This is a genomic window from Xanthomonas sp. LMC-A-07 (assembly GCF_030208825.1).
GTDB lineage: Bacteria > Pseudomonadota > Gammaproteobacteria > Xanthomonadales > Xanthomonadaceae > Xanthomonas > Xanthomonas campestris.
Map to the genome: position 1 here is coordinate 100,508 of NZ_JARVTF010000017.1, position 23,353 is coordinate 123,860.

The window sequence follows — 23,353 nt, forward strand, 5'->3', positions numbered from 1 at the left end:
GATGTGCATGCCGGCTTGACTGGCGCCGTGGCATGCTCGCGATCCCTTGTCATGGAATCGCCTGCATGCCCGTCCTGATTCGCGCCCTGGTGCTGCTGGTCCTCACCGCCTCGCTGTCCGGCTGCGGCTACAACGCGATCCAGCAGAAGGAAGAAGGCGTCAAAGCGGGGTGGTCGGAGGTGCTCAACCAGTACCAGCGCCGCGCCGATCTGATTCCCAACCTGGTGCGCACCGTGCAGGGCTATGCCCAGCAAGAGCGCCAGGTGCTGACCGAAGTGACCAACGCGCGCGCGCGGGTGGGCCAGATCCAGGTCAATGCCGACGACGAAGCCTCGCTCAAGCGCTTCCAGCAGGCGCAGGGCGAACTGGGCAGTGCGCTGTCGCGCTTGCTGGTGGTCAGCGAAAACTACCCGCAGCTCAAGTCCGACCAATCGTTCCGTGATTTGCAGGTGCAGCTGGAAGGCACCGAAAACCGCATCACCGTGGCGCGCGGCCGCTACATCCAGACCGTGCAGGACTACAACACCTACATCCGCTCGTTCCCGCAGGTGATCACCGCCAAGATCTTCGGTTACCAGCCCAAGCCGAATTTCAGCGTGGAAAACGAGGCGCAGATTTCGCGCGCGCCGGAGGTGAATTTCGGCACGCAGCCGGCACCGCAGCAGCAACCGCAGCCTGCGCAGTAATGCGGCGCAGTGGTGGGCAGCGAGCAGATGGCTGGCCGTCGATGAGGCGGCCGGCCGGTCTTGGCAGTACTTGTGGCGCTTTGGTGGAGGCTAGGGATCGCGTCATCGGTCTGTGCAGTGAAGCCAATGCCCATCGCGCTGTTACGCGACTTCGCAGTGGGCACATCGACGAACGCGCTCGTTCAAACACTGTCACCAGGTCAGCCGCCACGCACGGCTCGCTGTTTCTGTCTCGTTATTGCCCGCGGTGGTATGCGGCCATGTTCGACAGCGCGGCGCCAGGCCTCACGCGCCATGTGCCTGAAAACGTGGCAGTCATTTCGATGGGCAATGCCGCCCTTTGGAGTCTGTAATGCCCCAGCGTCGATATGCCTTGTGGATGCTGTGGCTGCTCTGCGCGCTGCTGCCGGCCACGGTGGTCGCGCAGGATCTCGCCGCCATCCCGCCGTTGCGCTCGCCGGTGGTGGATACCACTGGCACGCTGGATGCCGCCCAACTCCAGCAGCTGGAACAACAGGCGCTGGCCCTGCAGCAACGCAAGGGCGCGCAGTTGCAGATCCTGATTGTGCCGACCACCCAGCCGGAGGCGATCGAGCAATACACCCAGCGCGTGTTCGACCAATGGAAGATTGGCCGCAAGGGCGTGGATGATGGCGTGCTGCTGCTGGTGGCCAAGGACGATCGCCGGGTGAGGATTCAACCGGGCTACGGCCTGGAAGGGGCGATTCCCGACATCGTGGCCAACCGCATCATCCAGGAGTACCTGGCGCCGCGATTCCGCGAGGGCGATTACGGCGGCGGCATCCGTGACGCCACCGCCACGCTGGCCGGGCTGATCGAAGGCGAGGCCTTGCCCGCGCCGGTGAGCGGGCATGCGTCCGATCTGAGCGATAGCGACAGCGGTAGTTGGGTCATGGCGCTGTTTATCGGCGTGTTCGTCGCGTTGATCGCGCGGGTGTTCCTGCGGGCATTGCCGCGGCCGGTGCGCGGAGTGCTAAGCGGTGCAGCGGCCGGCGCGGCCGCGTTGCTGCTGACCTCACTGGTGTTTGCCAGCATCGGCGCGGCGGTCGCCGGATTGGTCGTTGGCCTGGCGTCCGGTTCGGGCGGCCGCTCCATCGGTGGTGGCGGTTGGGGCGGCGGATTTGGTGGTTTCGGTGGTGGCGGGCGCGGCGGTGGCTTTGGCGGCGGCGGGTTCGGTGGCGGCTGGGGCGGGGGTGGTGGGTCGTCGGGAGGCGGTGGCGCCTCGGGGAGCTGGTGATGCGCTGGATCAGACACATGTTTGCGCCCTCGGCGCACCGCAGCTTTCCGCCGCGCAGCATGGACAGTATCGCCGCGGCGATCGCGGCCAGCGAGCAGTTGCATACCGGTCAGGTGATGGTGGCGGTGGAGGCGGATCTGTCGGCGGCGGCGCTCTGGCGCGGTCAGGGCGCTCGCCAACGTGCCGAGCAGGCGTTCGCACAGCTGCGCACCTGGGATACCGAAGCCAACAACGGTGTGCTGATCTATCTGCTATTAGCGGACCATGCCATTGAAGTGGTGGCCGACCGTGGGCTGCGTGTGTTGGTGCCGGACGCGGCCTGGGCCGAGGTCTGCCGGCGCATGCAGCAGTTCCTGCGCGATGGTCAGCATGAGGCCGCGGTGCTGGCGGGAGTGGAGGCGGTGACCGAACTGCTGTGCGCGCATTTCCCGGCCGCTGCCCAGGCCCAGCATGAAGACGAGCTGCCCAATCGGCCGCACGTCCTCGGCTGAGGACGCCGTAGATGTCAGAATAGCGGCCTCGCTCTACGTGATCCGCGGTCCGCATGATCTATCTGCACGCCATCGACCCCATCGCCTTCTCGCTTGGCCCGGTGCAGGTGCACTGGTACGGGTTGATGTATCTGGCCGCGTTCTTTTCCGCCTGGGCCCTGGGCCGCTCGCGCATCCTGCGCGGCCGCCTGCCCGGCGTGGACATGGACGGATTTTCCGACCTGTTGTTCTACGGCATGCTCGGCGTGGTGCTGGGTGGGCGCATCGGCTACATGTTGTTCTATGCCTTCGACACCTTCCTGGCCAACCCGCTGATCCTGTTCAAGGTGTGGGAAGGCGGCATGAGCTTCCACGGCGGGCTGCTGGGCGTGTTGATCGCCTGCGGCCTGTGGACGCGCCGGCACCGCCTGCATTTCTTCGATGTCATGGATTTTGTCGCGCCCCTGGTGCCGTTGGGCCTGGGATTCGGGAGGCTGGGCAATTTTGTCGGCGGCGAGTTGTGGGGCAAGTTCACTCAGGCCGGCTGGGGCGTGATCTTCCCGCATGCGCCGGAGTTGGCTGACTGGTCGCCCGCGCAACTCCAGGCCCAGTACGCGGCCGGCGCGCTGGACCGCTTCGCCCGGCATCCGTCGCAACTGTATGAAGCCGCGCTCGAAGGCGTGGTGATGTTCGTGGTGTTGTGGACCTTCTCGATGAAACCGCGCGCCCGCTATGCGGTGTCGGGGCTGTTCGCGCTGCTGTATGGCGTGTTCCGCTTCATCGTGGAGTTCGTCCGCGTCCCCGACGCACCGCTGGGCTACCTGGCCTTCAACTGGCTGACCATGGGGCAGATCCTGAGCCTGCCGTTGATCGGCGTGGGCCTGGTGCTGCTGGCGCTGTCGCGCCGCGCGCCGGTGCTGCAGCCAGTGGTGCCGACCGCAGCAGGTGTGGAGGCGGCCAAGTGAAGCCGTACCTTGATCTGCTGCAGCACGTGCTCGAGCACGGCGCCGAGAAGTCCGACCGCACCGGCACCGGTACGCGCAGCGTGTTCGGCTGGCAGATGCGCTTCGACCTCAATGCTGGGTTTCCGCTGGTCACCACCAAGAAGCTGCACCTGCGCTCGATCATCCATGAGCTGTTGTGGTTTCTGCAGGGCGATACCAACATCGCGTACCTGAAAGACAACCAGGTCCGCATCTGGGACGAGTGGGCCGATGCCAACGGCGACCTCGGCCCGGTCTACGGCAAGCAGTGGCGGCGCTGGACCGGCCCGGACGGCGTCGAGATCGACCAGATGCAGTGGCTGGTGGACGAGATCAAGCGCAACCCGGACTCGCGCCGGCTGGTGATCAGTGCCTGGAATGTCGGCGAGTTGCCGCAGATGGCCTTGATGCCCTGCCATAGCCTGTTCCAGTTCTACGTGGTGGACGGCAAGCTCAGCTGCCAGCTCTACCAGCGCAGCGGTGACATCTTCCTGGGCGTCCCGTTCAACATCGCCAGCTACGCGTTGCTGACCCACATGGTGGCGCAGGCCACCGGCCTGGGCGTGGGCGACTTCGTGCACACGCTGGGCGATGCGCATCTGTACGCGAACCACTTCGAACAAGCCCGCGAGCAGCTGACGCGCACTCCGCGCGCGTTGCCAACCTTGCGCCTGAACCCGGATGTCACCGACCTGTTCGCGTTCCGTTTCGAGGACATCGCCATTGACGGCTACGACCCGCATCCGGCCATCAAGGCGCCCGTGGCGGTGTGAGCGATGCAGCGCAAGGCCTCGACAGGCGCTGCGCTACGCTGACGCTCTGTTTGAACGGACGTCATTGCCCACATGAAACTCTCGCTCATCGTCGCCTTCGACCGCAACCACGCCATCGGCCGCGACAACGATCTGCCGTGGAAGCTGCCCGATGACCTGAAGCGCTTCAAGGCGCTGACACTGGGCAAGCCGATCCTGATGGGGCGCAAGACTGCGCAGTCACTGGGCCGTGCGCTGCCAGGGCGCCTGAATCTGGTGCTGACGCGTTCTGGGCAAGTGCCCTTCGAGGGCATGCATGCAGTGGCCTCGGTGGACGAGGCGATCGAACGCGCGGCGCAGGACGGTGCGCAGGAGCTGTGCGTGATCGGGGGAGGCGAGGTGTACCGCCTGACCATGGAGCGCGCCGATCTGCTGGCGGTTACCGAAGTGGACACGGCCGTCGAGGGCGCCGATACGCACTTCCCTCCGATCGATCCGGCGGTGTGGGTGCCCGCAGAGCGCAGCGCGCATGCGGCCGACGCGCGGCACGCCTTCGCTTTCAGTTTCGTGGATTACCAGCGCCGCTGATGGGCCCCTGGCGTCGGGCCGGCGGCACCGACGCGTGCACGGGCTCACTCCTGGGGCGCGTCGCCCGGCGCTGCAGCGGGTGCAGCAGCATTGCCACCATTGCCATTGCCATTGCCATTGCCATTGCCGCCACCACGCCCACCGCGTGCGCGTTGCCGGCCCTGGCGTTCGCGCGGGCGACGCGGTGCACGCGGCGCCGTTGCCGGCGCAGTGACCTCGCGACCGGGCACCTGCACCACGCGCAGTTCGTCGGTATCCAGCTGCAAGGCGGTGAGCTTGCCGCCCCACACCGCACCGGTATCGATGGCATGCACGCCCTGGGTGATGGTCAGCCCCAGCGCCGACCAGTGGCCGCAGACGATCTTGAGATCGCGCTCCACCCGCCCCGGCACTTCGAACCAGGGGTACAGGCCCTGGGCCTGGGTGCCAGGTGTGCCCTTGTCGTCGGTGGCGATGCGCCCACGGGGCGTGCAATAGCGCATGCGGGTGAACAGGTTGATGATCGCGCGGCTGCGGTCGTACCCGCTCAGGCCCGGCGACCAGCCCGGCTGATCGCCGTACATGTTGCGCAGCAGCTTGCGATAGCCGCCGCCCTGCAACTGCTGCTCGACTTCGCGCGCATGCTTTTCGGCCATCTGCGTGGTCCACTTGGGCGCCAGCCCGGCATGGATCATCATCCAGCCCAGCTCGCGGTCCACGTGCGCCAGCTTCTGCATGCGCAGCCAGTCGAGCAGTACGTCGCGGTCTTCTGCCAGCACGATGCGCTGCAGGTCCGGATTGACCTTGCGTTGTTCTTCTTCCGAGCGCGCGCCAATCGCCAGCAGCGACAGATCGTGATTGCCAAGCACCACCACGCTATGCGCGCGCAACGAGTGCACCAGGCGCAGCGTTTCCAGCGATTGCCCACCGCGGTTGACCAGATCACCGCAGAACCACAGCGTGTCCTGGGCCGGGTCGAACCGGATCTTTTCCAGCAGCTGTTGGGTGATGTCGTAGCACCCCTGCAGATCGCCAATTGCCCAGACGCTCATCGCGCGTGCTCCCTCAATGCAGCATCCATCAGTGCAGCGTCCTCGGCACGCTCAGCACGAAGGCGGCGATTGGCGCGGTGAATTCGGTGCCATCGTCGGCCACCATGTCGTAGTAACCCTGCATCTGCCCCTGTTCGGTTTCCAGCAGCACACCGGAGGTGTAGTGGAAGGCCTCGCCAGGACGCAACCGCGGCTGCTCGCCGACCACGCCTTCGCCATCCACCTGCTCGGTGCGGCCGTTGGCGTCGGTGATTTTCCAGTGGCGCGCAATCAACCGCGCTGGCACGGCGCCGGCGTTCTGAATGCGAATGCTGTAAGCGAAGGCGTAGCGGCCTTCTTCCGGAGTCGATTGATGGGCGAGGAAGCGTGGTGACACCTCGACCTCGACCCGGTAGCGCGGATCATCTTGCATGGGGAAAGTTTAGAGGGTGTTCTGTACTTTGAGGTGAGTGCGTGCGGTCTGTCTCGCGCCGCATCGGGCGCGGTGATTCAAGCCAGCTCGACATTGGCTAGACGAATGAAATCGGCTACCTCCAGCTGCTCGGCGCGCGCGTCCGGGCGCACCCCGGCGGCCTCGAAATGCGCCGGTTCGCAGACCGTGGACAGGGCATTGCGCAAGGTCTTGCGGCGCTGCCCGAAGCCGGCGCGCACCACATCGGCAAAGCGCTTGCGGTCCTTGATCAACACGCTGGCCGCATCGCGCGGTACCAGCCGTACCACGGCAGAGTCCACCTTGGGCGGCGGGCGAAACGCGCCCGGCGGCACCACGAACAGCGCGGTCACCTCGCAATAGGCCTGCAGCATCACACTCAGCCGCCCATAGACCTTGCTGCCCGGGCCGGCCGCCATACGGTCGACCACTTCCTTTTGCAGCATGAAGTGCATGTCGGCCACTGCGCCGGCATGGTCCAGCGCATGGAACAGGATCGGCGAGGAGATGTTGTAGGGCAGGTTGCCGACCAGCCGGATCGGGGTGCCATCGGCCACTGCGGTGAAGTCTACGGCGAGCACGTCGCGGTGGATGATCTGCAGCTGGCCGATCGGTGCAGCGGCGTCGGTCAGCGGCGCAATCAAATCGCGGTCGAACTCGATCACGGTCAATGCGCCGTGCTTGCGCAGCAGCGGAAAGGTGATCGCGCCCTGGCCGGGGCCGATTTCGACCAGATGCTGGCCGGGGCGCGGGTCCACTGCCTGGACGATCCGGTCGATGTAATACCGGTCGGCAAGAAAGTGTTGGCCGAGCGACTTCTTGGCCGGTGCGCTGAAAGAGGAATTCATGTGCAGAGTTTAACGGAGCGCGGGCATGCCCGCGGCACGCGCCTGGTGCGCCCACGGACACGCTGATTGATTTGGCGCTGTTGGCCTTGGACGGGTACTGATTTGCGCCGCTGCGGGTGAGCGCCAGGCAGCATCCGTGCGACAGACGCGCCACCCAGCTAGTGGCTGATGCAGGAAGGCGCAGTGCTAATTGGCTTGGAGGATGCGAGCGTCTGTTGGGCACATCGCCACTCCGATGCGGTAGGGCGCGGTGTGCCCACCCTGCGTGCGGCGTTTGCGACACGCTAAAGTAGAGCGCGGCTCTGCCCGACATTCAGTGCATCACGTTCCGCACAAGTGGCCGCGCGGTAAAGGCCGCTGACGGAAATCACCTTGAACATGCCGGCGATGCCTCGCCTGCAAACGCAAATGACTCTCGGCCCTAATGCCACCTTGACCTCAGACCGGAGTGGCACAGCAACAAACGCATGGCTGGTGGTATCGGTGAAGCGCGTTCCCGACCCGGCGGCGTTCGCTCACGTGCTGAACCGGGTCTGCCGCTGCGCGGCCCCGATCTTTCGAATCAGCTGCGTCCAGCCAGGCGTGCGCACAGCGCCGTCGCGGCGAGCAGGCTGGAGGGATCGGCCACCCCGCGCCCGGCCAGTTCCAGCGCGGTACCGTGATCGACCGCCACGCGTGGGTAGGGCAGGCCGAGGGTGATGTTCACCGCCTGCTCGAATCCGCTGTACTTGAGCACCGGCAGCCCCTGGTCGTGATACATCGCCACCACCGCATCGAAGCCGGTGAGCTTCTGCGGCAGGAAGGCGGTGTCGGCCGGCAGCGGGCCGATCAGCTGCATGCCTTCGCTACGCAATTGATCGAGCACCGGAATGATGACGTCCAATTCTTCGCGGCCGAGCAGCCCGTCTTCGCCAGCATGCGGGTTGAGACCGAGCACGGCGATGCGCGGATGTTCCAGGCCGAAGTCCCGTTGCATGGCAGCGGCGGTGATACGCAGGCAGCGCGCCAGCGCCTCGGCGGTGATCGCCTCCGGCACTGCGCGCAGTGGCAAGTGAGTGGTCACCAGTGCCACCCGCACGATGCTATTGGCCAGCATCATCACCACCGGGCAGCCGGCCTGTGCGGCAAGCAACTCGGTGGTGCCGGTGTAGGCAATGCCGCCAGCGTTGATCACGGCCTTGTGCACCGGGCCGGTGACGATGCCCTGCAGCTTGCCAGACAGGCAGTCGCCTGCCGCTCCCAGCAAGCCGGCAATCACTGCGGCCGCATTGGCGGGATCGGGCGTGCCGAAGCGAGTAGGGGCGGCCTGACGGACCGGATGCAGCGGCAGATCGCCGGGCAGGCGTGCGGGCTGGTCGGGATCGAGCAGGCGGACAGACAAACACAGCGCCTTGGCGGCGCTGTGCAGGGTGTCAGGATCGGCGTAAGCGATCAGATGGGCATCCGAGCGCGGCTGCTGGGCGAGCCGGATACACAGTTCCGGCCCGATCCCGGCCGGCTCGCCTGGCACCAGCGCGAGCGAGGGGACCATCGGCTTAGCGCGTCGGCTGGGCCGGCGGCGGCGTCGGTGCGGCGGGTGCAGCCGCTGGTGCGGGCGCTGCGGTGGCATCGGCATCGGCGCGGTCGCCGGTGCGGAAGCTCACAAACGCCTCGCCACGCAGTTCCTGCAGGTAGCGGTTGTACTCTTCTTCCAGCTTGCGACGACCGATCGTCTCGCGGATCTGGGCGCGCTGGTTTTCCGTGCTGACATCGGTCTGACGTGTACCAACACGCTGCACGATGTGCCAGCCGGCCTGAGTACGGAACGGCTCGGACACCGCGCCATCGGTCAGACCTTCAACCTGCTTGCCGAAGTCCGGGCCGAACGCATCGGCCGGGAACCAGCCCAGGTCACCACCCTGGCCGCGGCTGTTGGTGTCCTCGGAGGACTCCTTCGCCGTTGCCTGGAAATCAGCGCCGCCCACGATGCGCGCACGCAGCGTGTCGATCTTCGCCTTGGCCTGCGCCTCGGTCTGGTTGTCGCCGATACGCACCAGGATGTGCCGTGCGTTGTACTCAGTGACGACCTTCTTCTCGCCGCCGGCATTGGCGTCGCGCATTTCCACCAGCTTGAGTAACTGGAAACCGCTGGGGCCACGCAGCGGCCCGGCAACCTGGCCAGGCTGCATGTCGCGGATCAGTTGGGCGAATGCATTGGGAATCTCGTCCAGGCTGCGCCAGCCCAGGTCGCCACCTTCCAGTGCATTCGGGCTATCCGAATAACGCACCGCAGCTGCGGAGAAGTCCAGCTCGCCCTTGTCGATCAAGGCCTTGACGCCATCGACCTTCTTTTGACCGGTGGCAATCTGTTCGGCCGTGGCGCCTTCCGGCAGGCCGACCAGGATATGCGCCAGGTGGTACTGGCTACCGGTCGTGGCCTGCTGGGCCAGTGCGGTGTCCACTTCGCCTTCGCTCACGCTGATGCGGCTCTGCGCAAAGCTCTGGCGCAGGCGCTGCACGATGATTTCATCGCGCACCGAGGCGCGGAAATCGGCGTAGCCCATGCCGTCGGCCGCCAGCTTCTGGCGCAGACCGTCCACGGAGGTGCCGTTCTGCTGGGCGATGCTGGCGATGGCGCGGTTCAGTTCCTCGTCGCTGACGCGGATACCGCTGCCTTCTGCGCGACCGACCTGCAACTTGACTAGCACCAGGCGCTCGAGCACCTGCCGCTGCAGGACGTCGTCCGGCGGCAGCTGGTTGTCGCGGCCGGCGTATTGCGACTTGACGTTGCGCACAGCGCGATCAAGCTCGCTCTGCAGCACCACGTCTTCATCCACGATGGCAGCGATGCGATCCAGCGGCTGGGATTGCTGTGCCGAGGCCAGCGGCGAGACCGTGCTGGTGATCACCAGCAGCGAGGCGAGGAGTACAGAGAAAGGCTTGGTCATGGAATCAAGTTCGGATCGTAATCGTCCGGATTAGTCGTGGTGTTGCTGGGCGGGACCAGGTAGAGGTCGTCGCGGTAATAGCCGAGAATAGCACGGCGCAAAGTGCGGTCCGTGTTCTGGCCAAACGAGCTCAGGCCCTTGAGCACGAACTCAAACTGGATGGAGTTGTCCATCTCGCCATCGCGGTTGCGCACGAACCGGCGCACCAGGGCGCGCACCGCCAGGCAGCAGCTGTCCCATTGCACGCCGCCGATCATTTCCAGCGGCTGGTGGTCCAGCAGCGAGTAGTAATACCGACCGACCGCACTCCAGGTGGGATTGATCGGATACAGGAAGGAGAAGTCGGCCTGTTCGAGCTGGTCAGTATTGTCAGTGGGATTGCGACGGTAGCGGTACGCCAGGTTGATGATGCCGTCGTTGTTGAGCAGGTAGCGCGTGCGCAGGCTGGCCAGATCTTCCTTGCGCGAGTTGGGGTTCCACTGGTAGGTGGCGCCCATCGACCAGCGGTCGTTGATCATGTAGTTGGCATCGGCCACCCAGGCGGACTTGCCCTGTTCAATGGTCTGCTCGCTGCCAGCGGCGGCATTTGTACTGTTGTTGATGGTGACCCGTGAGTCGTTGAAATACAGGATCTGGCCTGCGCTCAACGAGAGTTTTTCGCGGCCATCGTCCTGGCGCAACCAACGCGAAGTCACTGCCAGGGTCAGCTGGTTGGCGTCGTTCTGTCGGTCGGCACCGGTATAGCGCGTGTCGCGGAATAGCTGGCCATAGCTGAAGGTGAACGGGCGTGTGTCGAACACCGGCAGGTCGGTCTGTTCGCGGTACGGCACATACAGGTAGTAAGCGCGCGGCTCCAGGGTATTGAGGTACTTGGTGTCGAACAGCGTGGTTTCGCGGTCGAAGTACAGACCGGCGTCAACCGAGGCGATGGGCAGGCTGCGGGTTGGCGAGCGGTTGCCGGTCAACGGAAGCGTGTTGGCCAGCTTGTCGTCGAGTTGGTAGGCGGTGTAACGCCACGCCACCGTTGGTGTCAGAAACCAGGCGGCGCCAGACAACGGCATCGAAATATAGGGCTTTACATCCAGGCGCGAGCCGCCAGCGTAATCGCGGTTGACGATGTTGGTGCGAACGTAGTCGTCGCCATTGTTATCGTTGCCGTTATCGGTGTTCGGTCTCCGGATCACTTGGTAAGAATCGTCATGCGTGAAGCGGACGGCTTCTGCATAGATGCCCGCCTCGAAAATTCCAAACGGCTTTTCCCAGGTGAAATAAGCGCGTGGCTGACGGTTGTACGGCAGCGCGGTCTCATCCAGCGTGTAATCGGTGAGCTGCCAGCGGTCGGCCATCACGCCCGCGGTCCAGTTCTCGCCGGTGCCGTAAATGCCGACGGTGCTCTGCAAGCTCGAGGCCGAGCCCATGCCGTTCAAACGGCTGGTGAAGTCCTCGACATAACGCGTGTCGCTGACCCAAGAGATGCTGGCGCGTGCTTGCCAATACTTATTGACGTTGTGGTAGCCGCTGTAGAACACGCTGCCGCGGTCTTTCTTGCGTAAGTCGTCGTTAGGCAGGTAATTGCCGGTGATCTCACCGCGGCCGCCGTCATACAGATAACGGAACTCGGTACCGAACATGAAACCACGCTTGCTCATATAGCGCGGCAGCAAGGTGGCATCGTAATTCGGTGCCAGATTCAGGTAGATCGGCTGCAGATAGTCGAAGCCGTTACGGCCAGACAGGCCGAACTGCGGGAACAGCAAACCGGTCTGGCGGCGGTCGTCGATCGGGAACTTGAACCACGGGAAATACAGCACCGGCACCTTGCCGATCTGCAGTACGGCGTTGCGCGCGGTGCCGAACCCTTCGTCGTTGTCGACATCGATTTCGGGAGCGCGCACGCGCCAAATCGGCTGCGACGGGTCGCAGGTGGTGTAAGTGGAGCGGTGCATCTGCCCGACCTGGCCCTGCAGGTCCACCGATTCGGCACCGCCGTTGCCGCGCCGGTCCACCAGCTGATACTGGATGTTGGTGACCTTGTGGCTGTCGGTGTCCTGGTTGCCCTCGGCGCGGTCGGCGACCATGCGGAAGGAAGTGTCCTGGTAGCGGACATTGCCCTCGGCGATGTAATTGCCGGTCTCGGTGTCCATGCGCAGGTTGTCGGCGCCCAGGAACTGGTCGCCGCGCTTGAGCGCGACGTTGCCTTGGTACTGCGGGGTGGTGCTGGTGCCGGAAAGCTGGTCACCTTCGATGTCGGTGGGCAACTGCTGGCGCATTTCTGCGGCCTTGGGATCGGCGGCGGGCGCGCCGTCAAAGCCTGGCAGCGGGTCCACGGCCGGGCACAGTCCCCAGTTCAACGGCTTGTCGGCAGCCATTGCCGGCAGGCAAATGGCAATGCTCAAGGGCAGGGGCAGCAGGCGGAGAGCTCGGCGCACGCGTGAAGTTCAACCAGTAAAATGGCGGCTAGCTTGCCGTATAGCCCGCATAGGGGCAATGAAGAGTCCCCGCGGAAGGGGGGCGAGGTTCATCGCCATGGCAGCCGGGCACCGCGCTGGCGCCGCCGGATTCATCGCAGTGCGCCGACGTGAGCCACGCTGCTTTCGCGCAGCGCCTGCAGGTCGTAGCCACCTTCCAGCATCGACACCACCCGGCCGCGCGCATGCCGGTTGGCCAGTGCGCGGAGCGCAGCGGTCAGCCAGGCAAAGTCGTCGGCGTCGAGCATGAGATCGGCCAACGGGTCGCGCAGATGCGCGTCGAAGCCGGCGGAAATCAGGATCAGTTGCGGGCGGAAGGCGTCGATCAGCGGCAGCATCTCGTCTTCCCACACATTGCGAAAGCGCAGGCCGTCGCTACCGGGAGGCAGTAGCAGGTTGTGGATGTTGCCGATGCCGCGCTCATGCACACCGCCCGAGTGCGGGTACAAGCCCGACTGGTGGGTGCTGAGGTATTGCACGGTTGGGTCGCGTTCGAAGATCGCCTGGGTCCCATTACCGTGGTGGACATCGAAATCCACCACCGTAATGCGCTCCAGCCCGTGCCGGTCGCGGGCGTGCGCGGCGGCCACGGCGATGTTGTTGAACAGGCAAAAGCCCATCGAGACCTGGCCGGTGGCGTGATGGCCGGGCGGGCGCACCGCGCAGAAGGCCGTGCCTGCGCCGTCCTGCATCACCGCATCCACCGCCGCAATGCCAGCCCCGGCCGCACGCAGCGCGGCGGCGCGCGAGCCCGGCGACATCAAGGTATCCACGTCTAGCTGGTGGTAGCCCTGGAAATTGGTCTCCAGTACCGCGTCGACCTGTTCGCGCTCGTGCACCCGGCACAGGTCGCCGAGCTTGGCCAGCGGCGCTTCGCGCCAGTCGAGGTCGGTAAACGCTGCGCGCAGGGCCTCGACCACGGCGGTCAGCCGTGCGGGGCTTTCGGGATGCTCGGGGCCGGCGTCGTGGCCCAGGCAGGCGGGATGGGTGAAGACCAACATGGGAGCAATCTAGCCTGTCCGCGCGGTGATGCGCATGGTCAGCCGCGCCGGCGGTCATGCCGCCACAGCACTTCCTGCTGCCCATCGGCGCGTGCCAGCACACGGGCGAGCACGAACAGCAGGTCCGACAAGCGGTTGAGATAGCCGATCGCCTCGCTGCGCACCGGCTCCTGCCGCGACAGCGCGACGGTTTCGCGTTCGGCGCGGCGCACGATGGTGCGCGCCAGATGGCAGCGCGCGGCAGCTTCGCCCCCGGCTGGCAGGATGAATTCCTTCAGCGCGGGCAGGTTGTCATTGAAATGGTCCAACTGCCGTTCCAGCGCGGCGATGTCGTCGGCGTCGATGGCCGCATGGCCCGGGATGCACAACTCGCCGCCCAGGTCGAACAACTGGTGCTGCACGGTGGTCAGCAGGGCGGCGACAGGTTCAGGCACGTTGGGTGCGGCCAGCAGCACGCCGATTGCCGAATTGGCCTCGTCGACAGTGCCGTAGGCGTTGACGCGCAGCGCATCCTTGCCGGTGCGGCTGCCGTCGCCGAGGCCGGTACTGCCGTCGTCGCCGGTGCGCGTATAGATGCGGGAGAGCCGGTTGCCCATCTCAGCCGGCCTGCGCCTGGCCGTGTGGGCTGGTCAGGCGCTCTGCAACCACCTGGATCACCGCTGCGGCGGCAACGTAGAGCGCTGCGCTGCGCAGGTAGGGCCACAGCCAGTCGGTGTAGTTTTTGAACCAGCCGGCGAGGGTTGGCTCGGCCACGCTGGCGCTGATCCAGTAGAAGCTGCCCTGGGCGATCAGTTGGCACAGCGCCACCGAGATCAGCAGCGCGGGCACCAGCTTGGCCAGCGCGCTCCACTGCGCGCCGTGGTAGTGCCGACGCAGCCATGTGCCGCCGGCCCACAGCGCGAAGTACGCCGGGATCAGGCACCAGTAGGCCGGCGAGACGCAGTAGTGCGCCCAGAAGCTCATGCCCTGCTGGGTGATCACCAGCCAGTCGATCGCCACCGCCAACCCCATCAGCAACGGGAAGGCCAGTTTGGTGCGCGCCGCAAGGTGGAATCCGCCCAGGAAGAACACGGCCCAGGAGGCGTCCGGGACCTGCCCGAAATGATGGATGCGCGTGGCCGCCATCAGGACGGCGAGCAGGCTCAGGACCAAGGTGTCGTGCGAACGAGGCGTCATGCGCGGAAGTGGCCGGATTGCAGACTCGCGAGTGTAGCGTGGAACTCGGCATGCCCGCGCCCGGGCGAGCGTGCAGTCGCCACCTGCGGGACTACCGGTCTAGGGCATGGGCGAGGGTATCGGCAGCAGACGCGGCAACGTGTCCCACCCCCGGGGCGGCAACGGGCCAGGGTCGAAGGCTTATCATGTGCCGATGACACACGCACATGACGTTTTGATCGTTGGCGGCGGGCTGGTGGGCTCGAGCCTGACCATTGCGCTGGACCGCATCGGCCTGGATGTGGGGCTGGTGGAGGCGACGCCGGCCGGCGCACCCCCGGCGGTGTTCGATCAACGCAACCTCAGTTTCGCCGCGGCCACCGTCAACGCGCTCGGCGCGCTCGGTGTGATGGCCAAGCTGCGCACCGCGCCGGGCCCGATCCGGCGCATCCATGTGAGCCGTGCCGGCGATTTTGGCCGGGTGCAGCTGGACGCCGCCGACTACGGGCGCGACAGCTTCGGGCAGGTGGTGGTGGCACGGGATTTCGGCGAGGCCCTGCAAGCGCGCCTGGACGAATTGCGTAGCTTGCAGCGGTACCGGCCTGCGCGCTGCATCGGCGTGGAACCGGTGCAGGACGGCTATCGCGCGGTGCGCCTGGCCACCGCCGACGGCGAGCAGCTGGTGCGTGCGCGGCTGGTGGTCGGCGCCGATGGCAGCCATAGCGCGGTGCGCGAACTGCTGCATATCGGCACCGAACAACACGATTTCCTGCAGACCTTGTTCGTAGCACGCGTGCGCGCCTCACGCCCGCCCGATGGCACGGCCTGGGAGCGCTTCGGCGAGCATGGGCCGACCGCGCTGTTGCCGCGTGGCGACCGTCATTACGGTGCAATCCACTGTGTGGCGCGGGCCGAGGCCGAGACGGTTGCAGCGCTCGATGAGGCTGGCTGGCTGGCGCGGCTGCAACGCGCCGCCGGTTGGCGTGCGGGGCGTTTTGTTGCCAGTGGCGAACGCAGTGCGTACCCGCTGGTGCAGATCTTGGCCAACACCGTAGTGGCCGAGCGCGTGGTGCTGCTGGGCAACGCGGCGCAGACGCTGCACCCGATCGGCGCGCAAGGCTTCAACCTGGGTCTGCGCGATGCGCTCACGCTGGCCGAACTGATCGAACCCGACCGCAGCGATGCCGGCGCAGCGCCGTTGCTGGCGGAGTATCTTGCGCGGCGGCGGGTGGATCGCGACCACACCATCGGTTTTTCCAGCGGCTTGGCACGGCTCACCGGCAACCCGGCGCCGCTGCTACGCCCGTTGCGCAGCCTGGGGCTGCTGGCCGCCTCGCAGGCGGCACCGCTGCAATCGATGCTGGTCGGTGGGGCGATGGGATTCCGCGGGGATGTGCCGCAGCTGTGCCGGAGCCAGGCATGAGCCGGCGCTCGGGGCGTGATGCCGTGATCGTCGGCGGCGGCGTGGTCGGTGCGGCGTGCGCACTGGCGCTGGCCGATGCCGGCCTGCAGGTCGCGTTGGTGGAGGGCCGCGAGCCACCGCGCTGGCGTGCCGATTCTGCGGACCTGCGCGTCTACGCATTTGCCGCCGACAACGCCACGCTGCTGGAGCGCCTTGGCGTGTGGAAGGACGTGCGCGGCGCGCGCGTGCAGCCGTATCGCCGCATGCGGGTGTGGGATGCCGGCGGTGGCGGTGAACTGCGCTTCGATGCAGATACGCTGGGTCGCGAACAGTTGGGTTGGATCGTCGAAAACGATCTGCTGGTCGATCGCCTGTGGGCGGCCGTGCATGCCCGGGGCATTGCGCTGCATTGCCCGGCGCGCGTGGTCGAGCTGGACCAGGATGCCACCGGCGTGCGCCTACGCCTGGATGACGGCAGCCGGCTGGAAGCCGCGGTGGCGATCGCCGCCGACGGTGCGTCTTCCACGCTGCGCGAGTTGGCTGGCCTGCCGGTCGCGCGTCACGCTTATGCGCAGCGCGGCGTGGTCGCCTTCGTAGACACCGAACACGCACATCAGGCCACGGCCTGGCAGCGCTTTTTGACCACCGGCCCGCTGGCCTTCCTGCCGTTCGCCGATGGCCGCAGTTCGATCGTGTGGACCTTGCCCGATGCCGACGCCGAGCGCGTGCTGGGTCTGGACGATGCTGCGTTTTCGCGCGAGCTGACCCAGGCGTTTGCCGGCCGTCTAGGCGCGGTGAAGGTGAGTTCGCCGCGCGCGGCGTTCCCGCTGCAGCGCCAACTGGTGCAGCAGTACGTCAGCGGCCGCGTCCTGACCCTGGGCGATGCCGCGCACGTGGTGCATCCGCTGGCCGGTCAGGGCGTGAATCTGGGATTGCGCGATGTCGCGGCGTTGAGCACGTTGGCGCACGACGCTCTGGCGCGTCGCGCCGACTGGGCCGCGCCGCACCGGCTGCAACGCTGGGCGCGCACGCGTCGCAGCGAAAATACCGTCGCTGCGTATGGGTTCGACGCCATCAACCGCGTGTTCTCCAACGACGAGATGCATCTGACCCTGCTGCGCGGCTCGGTGCTGGGGGCGGCGGGCAAGCTGCCGCCGTTGGTGGACCTGCTGTGGAAGCGCGCGTCCGGCAACGCGTAGGCGTACTGCGCTGACGGTTTGCTGGCCGCTATGTTCCAGCGCTAATAGCGAAGGCTGCAGTTTCCATACGACGGATACGCCTGGGCTGGCTACAGTCGGGCCATGACCTCCGCCGTTCCCGCACAACTCACCCCGCCGCTGCTCCTGCTGAGCGGGCTGCTGTGTGATGCCAGCATCTGGGACGCGCAACGCGCAGCGCTGGCGGACATCGCCGAAGTGCACGTGCTCGATTTTCCCGGCATCGACAGCGTGCAGCAGATGGCTGCACAGACATTGGCCGCCGCGCCAGACCAGTTTGCGCTGGCCGGTCATTCGATGGGCGGCCGGGTGGCGCTGGAGATCGTGCGCCAGGCGCCGGAGCGCGTGCAGCGTCTGGCGCTGCTGGACACCGGCGTGCATCCGGCGCACGCGCAGGAGCACGCGCAGCGTGGTGCGCTGGTGGAGCTTGCGCGCCGTGACGGCATGCAGGTGCTGGCCCGGCAGTGGCTGCCGCCGATGCTGCACCCCGACCGCCACGACGATGCCGAACTGATGGACGCACTGGTGGCCATGGTCATGCGGCAGACCCCGCACAGCTATGCCGCCCAGGTGACCGCGCTACTGAACCGGCCCGATGCCGCGCCTGTGCTGGCGCAGGTGCAGTGTCCAACGCTGCTCGGCGTTGGCCGGCAAGACAGCTGGAGTCCGCTGGAACGCCACCAGGACATGGCGCGGCAGATCCCGCACGCGCAGTTGGTGGTGTTCGAACACAGCGGGCATATGACGCCGGTGGAAGCGCCTGCTGCGGTCAGCGCCGCGCTGCGCGATTGGCTGGCTGCATGACCGCCGTCTCCCCGTTCGACGGCAGACCCATCGGCTCGCCAATGCACGTGCGCTGACGTCAGCGTCGCCCGCCGCGTTCTTCATCAGTACCACCATTGCCAGTGAGGCCACCGCGTGTCCCCAGACGCTTCGATCACCGTTGCCTGCGAACAGCTGATCCGCCGCTTCGCCTTGCACAACGATCGCCATGAACATGACGCGCTGGCTGCGTTGTTCACCGCCGATGGCGTGTTTGCACGGCCGAGCGCGCCAGATGCGCCCGTGCATGGGCGTGAGGCGATTCGCGAGGCATTCCGTGCACGTGCGCCGCGCAGTACCTGCCATCTCATGCTCAATACCCTGGTCAGCGTGCACTCGGACGCATTGGCCCATGCGCATAGCTATGTGGTCCTGTACAGCGCACCACAGGCCACCACGCCGCCGCCGTGGACCGCACAGGCGCCGGCATTGATTGGCACGTTCGACGATGTGCTGGTGCGCCAGGACGGGCATTGGCTGTTCAAGCAACGCCTCGGCGCATTGCTGGTGCGTGTGGAAGCGCACTAGACACCTACCACCGCTGTTCACCGATGCCGCCGACGAACCCAGGCGGCAGTGCACCACCGCTCCTCCCCCCTGTCGCGTTGCCTCAATCGCCCATCCTTATCGGAGAATCGCCTAGTGGAACGCGCATGCTTGTCTGTTGGTCGTCGTCCTTCATCGTCCCGGTCGCGCCGCCAGCATGCGGGCAGGCTGGCCCTCTTGCTCGGCACGCTGGCACCGGCGGTCGCCCTTGCGCAGGCAGCGCCCGACACAGTGGCCATGCCGCAGGGCATCAACCTGGGCGGCACCAGTTTCATGGATGGCTTCGGCTCCACCACGCCTGGCTGGACGGTGCTGGAATACCTGCGCTACTACGATCTGGATGCGATCAAGAATGCGCGCGGGGATAACTCGCCTGCGTTTCGCGACCCGCAGGTCGGGGTCAGCGCGTTGCTGACCCAGTTGATCTACGTGACCCCGTATTCGCTGGGGCGCGGCTCGCTAAGCTTCAACACCATCATCCCGCTGGTGAATTACGACACCTCGTTCGCAGCCGACAGCCCGGTGCGGTTGCGCAGCAATGGGTTTGGCATGGGCGATATTTCGTTCGGTCCGGCGCTGCAGATGCCGCCGGTCATGCGGGATGGGCGTGTGTTCTTCTTTCAGCGCTTTGCGCTGGATCTGTTCGCACCGGTCGGTAAGTTTGATCGCGACATCGCCATCAACCAGGGCACCGGTTTCTGGTCGATCGCACCGCACTGGGCATTCACGGTGCAGCCCACTGATAACTGGGAAATCAGTGCGCGCATCAACTATCTCTACAATTTCCGCACCGATCGCGCCGGTGGCGTGCCACCCATCCCGGGCTTCCGGTTTCGCAACGGCCAGGCTGGCGATGCGGTCTGGGTCAACTTCGCCAGCTCGGTGAAAGTGAGCGAGCAACTGCGCGTGGGTGTGAACGGCTATTTCCTGCAGCAGCTCAAAGACAATCGGACCAACGGCGAGCGCGTGGCCGACAGCAAGCGCATGCAGCTTTATCTGGGGCCTGGGCTGTCCTGGCGCGTGGATGCAAAGAACCTGTTCAACCTCAATCTGTACATCCCGCTGGACGTGGAGAATTCGGTCGCAGGCAACAGCGTGAACCTGATGTACGTGCATTCGTTGTAGCGTGCGCAACGGCGTGCATGTGGGCGCAGGGCCGGCATGCACGTGACGTGGCGTGCAGGAGTGGCGCAACTCGCGCTGCGCGCCTGCGCAACGAAAGGGTGGAGACGCGCGTGAGTGTTGACGCAGGCTAGTTTCGCGGTTTGGCTGCGCTGCAAACGTAGCCAAACCGCAGCTCACATCCCCATGCTGTGGCGTTGCGTGTTGGCATGCTCGCGGAACAATAGTTCGGCGCGCGCGCCATCGCGTTGCTCGATGGCGGTGACGATCGCGCCGTGCTGGCGGTGGCCGTAGAACAGATCGTCGTAGGCGAGCGTCGGCGAGCGTTGCCCAAACACCACGTTGGTGGGGCTGACAAACGGCACCAGCGTGCAGCGGTCCACGGTCTCGGTCAGGATCGGTTTGTCGGCCGCCATCACGATCATGCGGTGGAACCGCGCGTTCATGTCTCCGTAGGCCAGCTCGTCGCTGGCATCCAGGGTGCGCTTGGCCAGGATGCGGTCACCCTCGTCCAGGCAGCCATGCAGTGCGGCGAGCAGGGTGGCGGAGGCGCCTTGTTCGGCCACCGCCCGCGCGGCCATGCCTTCCATCAGCGCCCGGACCGCCAGCGCGTCCAGGCTCTCCTGCTGGCTGAAGCGGCGCACCGCGTAGCCGCGGTTGCCCGCCTGCACCAGCAAACCCTCCTGGCAGAGCGCAGGCAGTGCCTGACGGATGGGGGTGCGGGAAATGGCCAGGCGCTCGGCCAGGGCCGCCTCGGTGATGCGCTCGCCTGGCGCAAAGGTGCCGCACAGGATCAGTTCGCGTAGCTGCTGGACCGCTTGCAATCGGTGGTTGTTCGCCATGGGCTCCATTCTCTCGCGCCTAGCCGTGCTGCCTGCCCGCCCGAGTGGCAAAACTCGATGCAGCCCGCACAAAAACCTTGCGGATGAGGTCGCTTGATGGCAATTTGGATCCCAAGGATACCGTTTCGGGGCAAAGCCGTCCCGGTTGATTGAGTTTGGGATCCCAAGCGGCACCGATCCCACCCACATTGACGCGCGCTGTTCCGCATGACGCGGTCCGGCCGCTCGCCTCGCAGGAGTGCAGCATGGCAAGCATCATTGGCGGGATCGGCACCTCGCACGTGCCCACCATCGGCGTGGCCTACGACAAGGGCAAACAGCAGGATCCACTGTGGAAGCCGTTGTTCGATGGCTACACGCCGGTGGCCAACTGGCTGGCCGAGCAGCAGCCGGACGTGCTGGTGTTCTTCTACAACGACCATTGCACGACGTTCTTCTTTGACCTGTATCCGACCTTCGCACTGGGCGTCGGTGAGCGTTTCCCCATCGCCGACGAGGGCGCCGGCTTGCGGGACTTGCCGCCCATCCGGGGCGACGTCAAGCTGCAGGCCCACATCGCCGAATGCCTGGTCAACGACGAATTCGATCTGACCGTATTCCAGGACAAGCCCATCGACCACGGCTGCGCCGCGCCGCTGCCGCTGCTGTGGCCGCACGTGCCCGACTGGCCCGGCACGGTGGTGCCGATCGCCATCAATGTCCTGCAGTACCCGCTGCCGACTGCGCGCCGTTGCTACCGCCTGGGCCAGGCGCTGCGGCGGGCGATCGAGTCGTATCCGGAAGATCTCAAGGTGGTGGTGGTGGGGACCGGCGGGTTGTCGCACCAGATCCATGGCGAGCGGACCGGCTTCAACAACACCGAGTGGGACATGGAGTTTCTGGACCGCTTCCAGCACGCACCGGAAACGCTGACCGACCTGACGCATACCGACTACGTCCGCCTGGGCGGCGCGGAAAGCGTGGAGCAGATCATGTGGCTGGCGATGCGTGGCGCGATGGGCGGGCCGATCCGCAAGCTGCACCAGAACTATTACCTGATGACCACCACCGCGATGACCGTGGTGCTGTACGAGCCCGGCGAAGAACGCGCCGATGCCCCGCGCTCTGCCGACTGGCTTGGGCACGCAAACGCGAATGCAGCCTGAGGATTGGACATGAATCCACAAGTGCAAGGCATGGACCAACTCGGCGGCACCTATGTGTTCGATCTGCGCACCAGCAATCGCGCGCTGCGGATCAACCGCTTTTTCTGGCACATGATTCGCGCGCCGTGGCGCGACCGCTTCCTGCAGGATGCCGAGGCGTTGATGCAGGAGGCCGACCTCAGCGAGCAGGAAAAAGAGCTGATCCGCGCACGCGATTGGCTGGGGTTGGTGCAGTACGGCGCCAACTTCTTCGTGATCGAAAAGTTCGCCCGGGTGGTGCGCATGACCAACCTGCAGGTCTACGCCATCATGCGCGGCGAGACCTTTGAAGCCTTCATGCAGACGCGACGCGTACCCGATGCGCGCTGATCCCAGCTCACGCACGTCCAGGGCACGCGATTGCGCAGCCCTTCTTGCTTTTCCCTACTGAAGGTCGTCCCCATGACCATGTCCTCCGTGTTCTTCGAACACCGCATCAAGGTCCGGCATCTGCGCGTCATCGAAGCGCTGGACCGGCAAAAGAGCCTGCTGCGCGCATCGCGCGTGCTCAATGTCACCCAGCCTGCGCTGACGCGTGCATTGCAGGAGATCGAAGAGATCGTCGGTGCACCGCTGTTCGAGCGCCACTCGCGCGGGGTTCGTCCCAATGCGATGGGCGAGGTGCTGGTACAGACTGCGCACGTGGTGCTAGGCCAATTGCGGCGCGCGCAGGATACGTTCGAAGGGCTGCTGCAGGACGACGCGCTCACCATCACCGTCGGCGCGCTGCCCGTGGCCGCCAGCGGGCTGCTGCCTGCCGTGCTGGCGGCGCTGTACCGCGCCGAGCCCACGTTGCGCGTGCGCCTGCTGCATGGGCGCACTGACGAGCTGCTGCCCAAGCTGGCCGGCAACGAGATCGATCTGGTGGTCGGGCGCCTGTATCCGTTGGCGCGCTACGACGCGTTGGTGCGCAAGGTGCTGTATCAGGACCCGATCGCCCTGGTGGCGCGCAGCGACCACCCGCTGTTCGCCGATGGCCAGGTGCGTATCGCCGAGGCCGCGGCGTATCGCCAGGTGCTGCCGACCCTGAGCCAGCATGTCGAGCGCGATGTGGCGCAGGTGATGCGCGAGCACGGGCTGGCCACGCGCGATCAGCTGCGTTCCAGCTCGGCCAGCTTTACCCGCGAGATCCTGCTCGGCACCGATTGCATCGCGGTAATGCCCAGCATGATGGTCTCCGGCGATATCGCACGTGGCGAGCTACGTGCGTTTCAGCTGCAGCAGCCGTCGCAGGCGCGCGCCGGTGGCGTGATCTACCGCGACAGCGGCGCAATCCTCAAGCCGGGCGTGCGGCTGTTGATGCGTGAGCTGGAGCGTCAGCTGAAGACCATGGCCGAGCAGGGCGCGGTGTGGGTCGATGACCAGGCCGGTGAATACGACGTGCTGATGGATGCGTCTGCGTAGCTGAGGGTTGCTGTGCGCGCGTGATGCTGGGTGGTTGAACGGGATGGCTGGGCACGCCCGTGTTGGGTGCCGGTCTCCGTTCGATCGCGCTCGTGTCCGTCGCGGTCGTGTCCGTGTATCTGCTGCAGAGCTGTCCGGAAGTGGTGTTACACAGTGGTGAGCCAGCGTGCGGCTCGCTGCGCCGGTTGAGCGCAGCTGCGTCTTCTCTTTGGATCTA

General features: G+C 66.0%; 24 protein-coding genes. 14 read left to right on the forward strand and 10 right to left on the reverse strand.

The features are described 5' to 3' along the window. Positions 1-65 precede the first annotated feature (65 nt). The 6 genes from QRM89_RS18020 (at position 66) to QRM89_RS18045 (ending at position 4,737) form a co-directional block, all read left to right on the forward strand. The gene (locus tag QRM89_RS18020) at positions 66-686 is read left to right on the forward strand and encodes a LemA family protein (RefSeq protein WP_011036019.1); all 621 of its coding nucleotides are present in this window, start codon (positions 66-68) and stop codon (positions 684-686) included. Between the two features lie 352 nt (positions 687-1,038). Next, positions 1,039-1,944, forward strand: coding sequence for a TPM domain-containing protein (locus tag QRM89_RS18025; RefSeq protein WP_274391399.1), 906 nt, complete (start codon positions 1,039-1,041; stop codon positions 1,942-1,944). Further along, positions 1,944-2,435 carry a TPM domain-containing protein gene (locus QRM89_RS18030; RefSeq protein ID WP_274391400.1) on the forward strand — a complete coding sequence of 164 codons (492 nt, stop codon included), beginning with the start codon at positions 1,944-1,946 and terminating at the stop codon, positions 2,433-2,435. Before QRM89_RS18025 ends, QRM89_RS18030 begins: the two co-directional genes overlap by 1 nt. Positions 2,436-2,488: 53 nt before the next feature. Beyond that, positions 2,489-3,379, forward strand: a complete 891-nt coding sequence (gene lgt, locus QRM89_RS18035) for a prolipoprotein diacylglyceryl transferase (protein WP_040941750.1) — start codon at positions 2,489-2,491, stop codon at positions 3,377-3,379. Continuing rightward, entirely contained in the window at positions 3,376-4,170 is a 795-nt protein-coding gene (locus tag QRM89_RS18040; RefSeq protein WP_274391401.1) for a thymidylate synthase, read from the forward strand. The genes lgt and QRM89_RS18040 overlap by 4 nt, the downstream gene beginning before the upstream one ends. A gap of 72 nt (positions 4,171-4,242) precedes the next feature. Beyond that, positions 4,243-4,737 carry a dihydrofolate reductase gene (locus tag QRM89_RS18045; RefSeq protein ID WP_274391402.1) on the forward strand — a complete coding sequence of 165 codons (495 nt, stop codon included), beginning with the start codon at positions 4,243-4,245 and terminating at the stop codon, positions 4,735-4,737. Between the two features lie 44 nt (positions 4,738-4,781). On the opposite strand, the gene QRM89_RS18050 is transcribed toward QRM89_RS18045, so the two are convergent. The 9 genes from QRM89_RS18050 to QRM89_RS18090 form a co-directional block, all read right to left on the reverse strand. Then, positions 4,782-5,768, reverse strand: coding sequence for a symmetrical bis(5'-nucleosyl)-tetraphosphatase (locus QRM89_RS18050; protein WP_116923406.1), 987 nt, complete (start codon positions 5,766-5,768; stop codon positions 4,782-4,784). Positions 5,769-5,796: 28 nt separating this feature from the next. Further along, positions 5,797-6,180, reverse strand: a complete 384-nt coding sequence (apaG, locus tag QRM89_RS18055; protein ID WP_011036026.1) for a Co2+/Mg2+ efflux protein ApaG — start codon at positions 6,178-6,180, stop codon at positions 5,797-5,799. 77 nt (positions 6,181-6,257) lie between these two features. Continuing rightward, positions 6,258-7,046 (reverse strand): 16S rRNA (adenine(1518)-N(6)/adenine(1519)-N(6))-dimethyltransferase RsmA, encoded by a 789-nt coding sequence (gene rsmA, locus QRM89_RS18060; RefSeq protein WP_011036027.1) that lies wholly within the window; start codon positions 7,044-7,046, stop codon positions 6,258-6,260. A gap of 562 nt (positions 7,047-7,608) precedes the next feature. Further along, positions 7,609-8,577 (reverse strand): 4-hydroxythreonine-4-phosphate dehydrogenase PdxA, encoded by a 969-nt coding sequence (gene pdxA, locus QRM89_RS18065; RefSeq protein ID WP_285448645.1) that lies wholly within the window; start codon positions 8,575-8,577, stop codon positions 7,609-7,611. Between the two features lie 4 nt (positions 8,578-8,581). Continuing rightward, entirely contained in the window at positions 8,582-9,973 is a 1,392-nt protein-coding gene (locus tag QRM89_RS18070) for a peptidylprolyl isomerase (protein WP_285448646.1), read from the reverse strand. Next, complete coding sequence (gene lptD, locus QRM89_RS18075; protein WP_076056475.1) at positions 9,970-12,402, reverse strand: LPS-assembly protein LptD; 2,433 nt, start codon at positions 12,400-12,402, stop codon at positions 9,970-9,972. Before lptD ends, QRM89_RS18070 begins: the two co-directional genes overlap by 4 nt. A 131-nt stretch (positions 12,403-12,533) precedes the next feature. Further along, positions 12,534-13,442 carry a histone deacetylase family protein gene (locus tag QRM89_RS18080; RefSeq protein WP_285448647.1) on the reverse strand — a complete coding sequence of 303 codons (909 nt, stop codon included), beginning with the start codon at positions 13,440-13,442 and terminating at the stop codon, positions 12,534-12,536. 38 nt (positions 13,443-13,480) lie between these two features. Then, entirely contained in the window at positions 13,481-14,038 is a 558-nt protein-coding gene (locus QRM89_RS18085; protein WP_115572532.1) for a cob(I)yrinic acid a,c-diamide adenosyltransferase, read from the reverse strand. A gap of 1 nt (position 14,039) precedes the next feature. Continuing rightward, positions 14,040-14,618 carry a hypothetical protein gene (locus QRM89_RS18090; RefSeq protein WP_116902993.1) on the reverse strand — a complete coding sequence of 193 codons (579 nt, stop codon included), beginning with the start codon at positions 14,616-14,618 and terminating at the stop codon, positions 14,040-14,042. 193 nt (positions 14,619-14,811) lie between these two features. Between QRM89_RS18090 and ubiH the strand changes: the two genes are divergently transcribed. From ubiH to QRM89_RS18115, 5 genes are all read left to right on the forward strand, one after another. Further along, positions 14,812-16,020, forward strand: a complete 1,209-nt coding sequence (gene ubiH / locus QRM89_RS18095) for a 2-octaprenyl-6-methoxyphenyl hydroxylase (RefSeq protein ID WP_285448648.1) — start codon at positions 14,812-14,814, stop codon at positions 16,018-16,020. Beyond that, on the forward strand, positions 16,017-17,198 hold the full coding sequence (locus QRM89_RS18100) for a UbiH/UbiF family hydroxylase (protein ID WP_285448649.1): 1,182 nt from the start codon (positions 16,017-16,019) through the stop codon (positions 17,196-17,198). Before ubiH ends, QRM89_RS18100 begins: the two co-directional genes overlap by 4 nt. A gap of 102 nt (positions 17,199-17,300) precedes the next feature. Beyond that, complete coding sequence (locus tag QRM89_RS18105) at positions 17,301-18,020, forward strand: alpha/beta hydrolase (RefSeq protein ID WP_285448650.1); 720 nt, start codon at positions 17,301-17,303, stop codon at positions 18,018-18,020. Between the two features lie 114 nt (positions 18,021-18,134). Beyond that, complete coding sequence (locus QRM89_RS18110; RefSeq protein ID WP_115000435.1) at positions 18,135-18,566, forward strand: nuclear transport factor 2 family protein; 432 nt, start codon at positions 18,135-18,137, stop codon at positions 18,564-18,566. Positions 18,567-18,614: 48 nt separating this feature from the next. After that, complete coding sequence (locus QRM89_RS18115; RefSeq protein WP_080870031.1) at positions 18,615-19,709, forward strand: transporter; 1,095 nt, start codon at positions 18,615-18,617, stop codon at positions 19,707-19,709. A gap of 173 nt (positions 19,710-19,882) precedes the next feature. Here QRM89_RS18115 and QRM89_RS18120 read toward each other — a convergent pair whose 3' ends face one another. Beyond that, on the reverse strand, positions 19,883-20,557 hold the full coding sequence (locus tag QRM89_RS18120; RefSeq protein ID WP_011036039.1) for a GntR family transcriptional regulator: 675 nt from the start codon (positions 20,555-20,557) through the stop codon (positions 19,883-19,885). Between the two features lie 236 nt (positions 20,558-20,793). On the opposite strand from QRM89_RS18120, the gene QRM89_RS18125 reads away from it, so the two are divergent. From QRM89_RS18125 to QRM89_RS18135, 3 genes are all read left to right on the forward strand, one after another. Continuing rightward, complete coding sequence (locus tag QRM89_RS18125) at positions 20,794-21,693, forward strand: gallate dioxygenase (protein ID WP_011036040.1); 900 nt, start codon at positions 20,794-20,796, stop codon at positions 21,691-21,693. 9 nt (positions 21,694-21,702) lie between these two features. Next, entirely contained in the window at positions 21,703-22,062 is a 360-nt protein-coding gene (locus QRM89_RS18130) for a protocatechuate 4,5-dioxygenase subunit alpha (protein ID WP_011036041.1), read from the forward strand. 72 nt (positions 22,063-22,134) lie between these two features. Next, complete coding sequence (locus QRM89_RS18135; RefSeq protein ID WP_011036042.1) at positions 22,135-23,136, forward strand: LysR substrate-binding domain-containing protein; 1,002 nt, start codon at positions 22,135-22,137, stop codon at positions 23,134-23,136. Positions 23,137-23,353 lie beyond the last annotated feature (217 nt).

What these genes read in the sequence shown, in the direction of transcription:
- QRM89_RS18080 (WP_285448647.1), bottom strand. Translation starts at nt 13,442, where the DNA reads ATGTTGGTCTTCACCCATCCCGCCTGCCTGGGCCACGACGCCGGCCCC.
- QRM89_RS18045 (WP_274391402.1), top strand. Translation starts at nt 4,243, where the DNA reads ATGAAACTCTCGCTCATCGTCGCCTTCGACCGCAACCACGCCATCGGC.
- QRM89_RS18105 (WP_285448650.1), top strand. Translation starts at nt 17,301, where the DNA reads ATGACCTCCGCCGTTCCCGCACAACTCACCCCGCCGCTGCTCCTGCTG.
- QRM89_RS18090 (WP_116902993.1), bottom strand. Translation starts at nt 14,618, where the DNA reads ATGACGCCTCGTTCGCACGACACCTTGGTCCTGAGCCTGCTCGCCGTC.
- QRM89_RS18070 (WP_285448646.1), bottom strand. Translation starts at nt 9,973, where the DNA reads ATGACCAAGCCTTTCTCTGTACTCCTCGCCTCGCTGCTGGTGATCACC.
- ubiH (WP_285448648.1), top strand. Translation starts at nt 14,812, where the DNA reads ATGACACACGCACATGACGTTTTGATCGTTGGCGGCGGGCTGGTGGGC.
- QRM89_RS18085 (WP_115572532.1), bottom strand. Translation starts at nt 14,038, where the DNA reads ATGGGCAACCGGCTCTCCCGCATCTATACGCGCACCGGCGACGACGGC.
- QRM89_RS18020 (WP_011036019.1), top strand. Translation starts at nt 66, where the DNA reads ATGCCCGTCCTGATTCGCGCCCTGGTGCTGCTGGTCCTCACCGCCTCG.
- QRM89_RS18125 (WP_011036040.1), top strand. Translation starts at nt 20,794, where the DNA reads ATGGCAAGCATCATTGGCGGGATCGGCACCTCGCACGTGCCCACCATC.
- QRM89_RS18100 (WP_285448649.1), top strand. Translation starts at nt 16,017, where the DNA reads ATGAGCCGGCGCTCGGGGCGTGATGCCGTGATCGTCGGCGGCGGCGTG.
- QRM89_RS18050 (WP_116923406.1), bottom strand. Translation starts at nt 5,768, where the DNA reads ATGAGCGTCTGGGCAATTGGCGATCTGCAGGGGTGCTACGACATCACC.
- QRM89_RS18120 (WP_011036039.1), bottom strand. Translation starts at nt 20,557, where the DNA reads ATGGAGCCCATGGCGAACAACCACCGATTGCAAGCGGTCCAGCAGCTA.
- QRM89_RS18025 (WP_274391399.1), top strand. Translation starts at nt 1,039, where the DNA reads ATGCCCCAGCGTCGATATGCCTTGTGGATGCTGTGGCTGCTCTGCGCG.
- pdxA (WP_285448645.1), bottom strand. Translation starts at nt 8,577, where the DNA reads ATGGTCCCCTCGCTCGCGCTGGTGCCAGGCGAGCCGGCCGGGATCGGG.
- QRM89_RS18030 (WP_274391400.1), top strand. Translation starts at nt 1,944, where the DNA reads ATGCGCTGGATCAGACACATGTTTGCGCCCTCGGCGCACCGCAGCTTT.
- QRM89_RS18130 (WP_011036041.1), top strand. Translation starts at nt 21,703, where the DNA reads ATGAATCCACAAGTGCAAGGCATGGACCAACTCGGCGGCACCTATGTG.
- QRM89_RS18135 (WP_011036042.1), top strand. Translation starts at nt 22,135, where the DNA reads ATGACCATGTCCTCCGTGTTCTTCGAACACCGCATCAAGGTCCGGCAT.
- lgt (WP_040941750.1), top strand. Translation starts at nt 2,489, where the DNA reads ATGATCTATCTGCACGCCATCGACCCCATCGCCTTCTCGCTTGGCCCG.
- apaG (WP_011036026.1), bottom strand. Translation starts at nt 6,180, where the DNA reads ATGCAAGATGATCCGCGCTACCGGGTCGAGGTCGAGGTGTCACCACGC.
- rsmA (WP_011036027.1), bottom strand. Translation starts at nt 7,046, where the DNA reads ATGAATTCCTCTTTCAGCGCACCGGCCAAGAAGTCGCTCGGCCAACAC.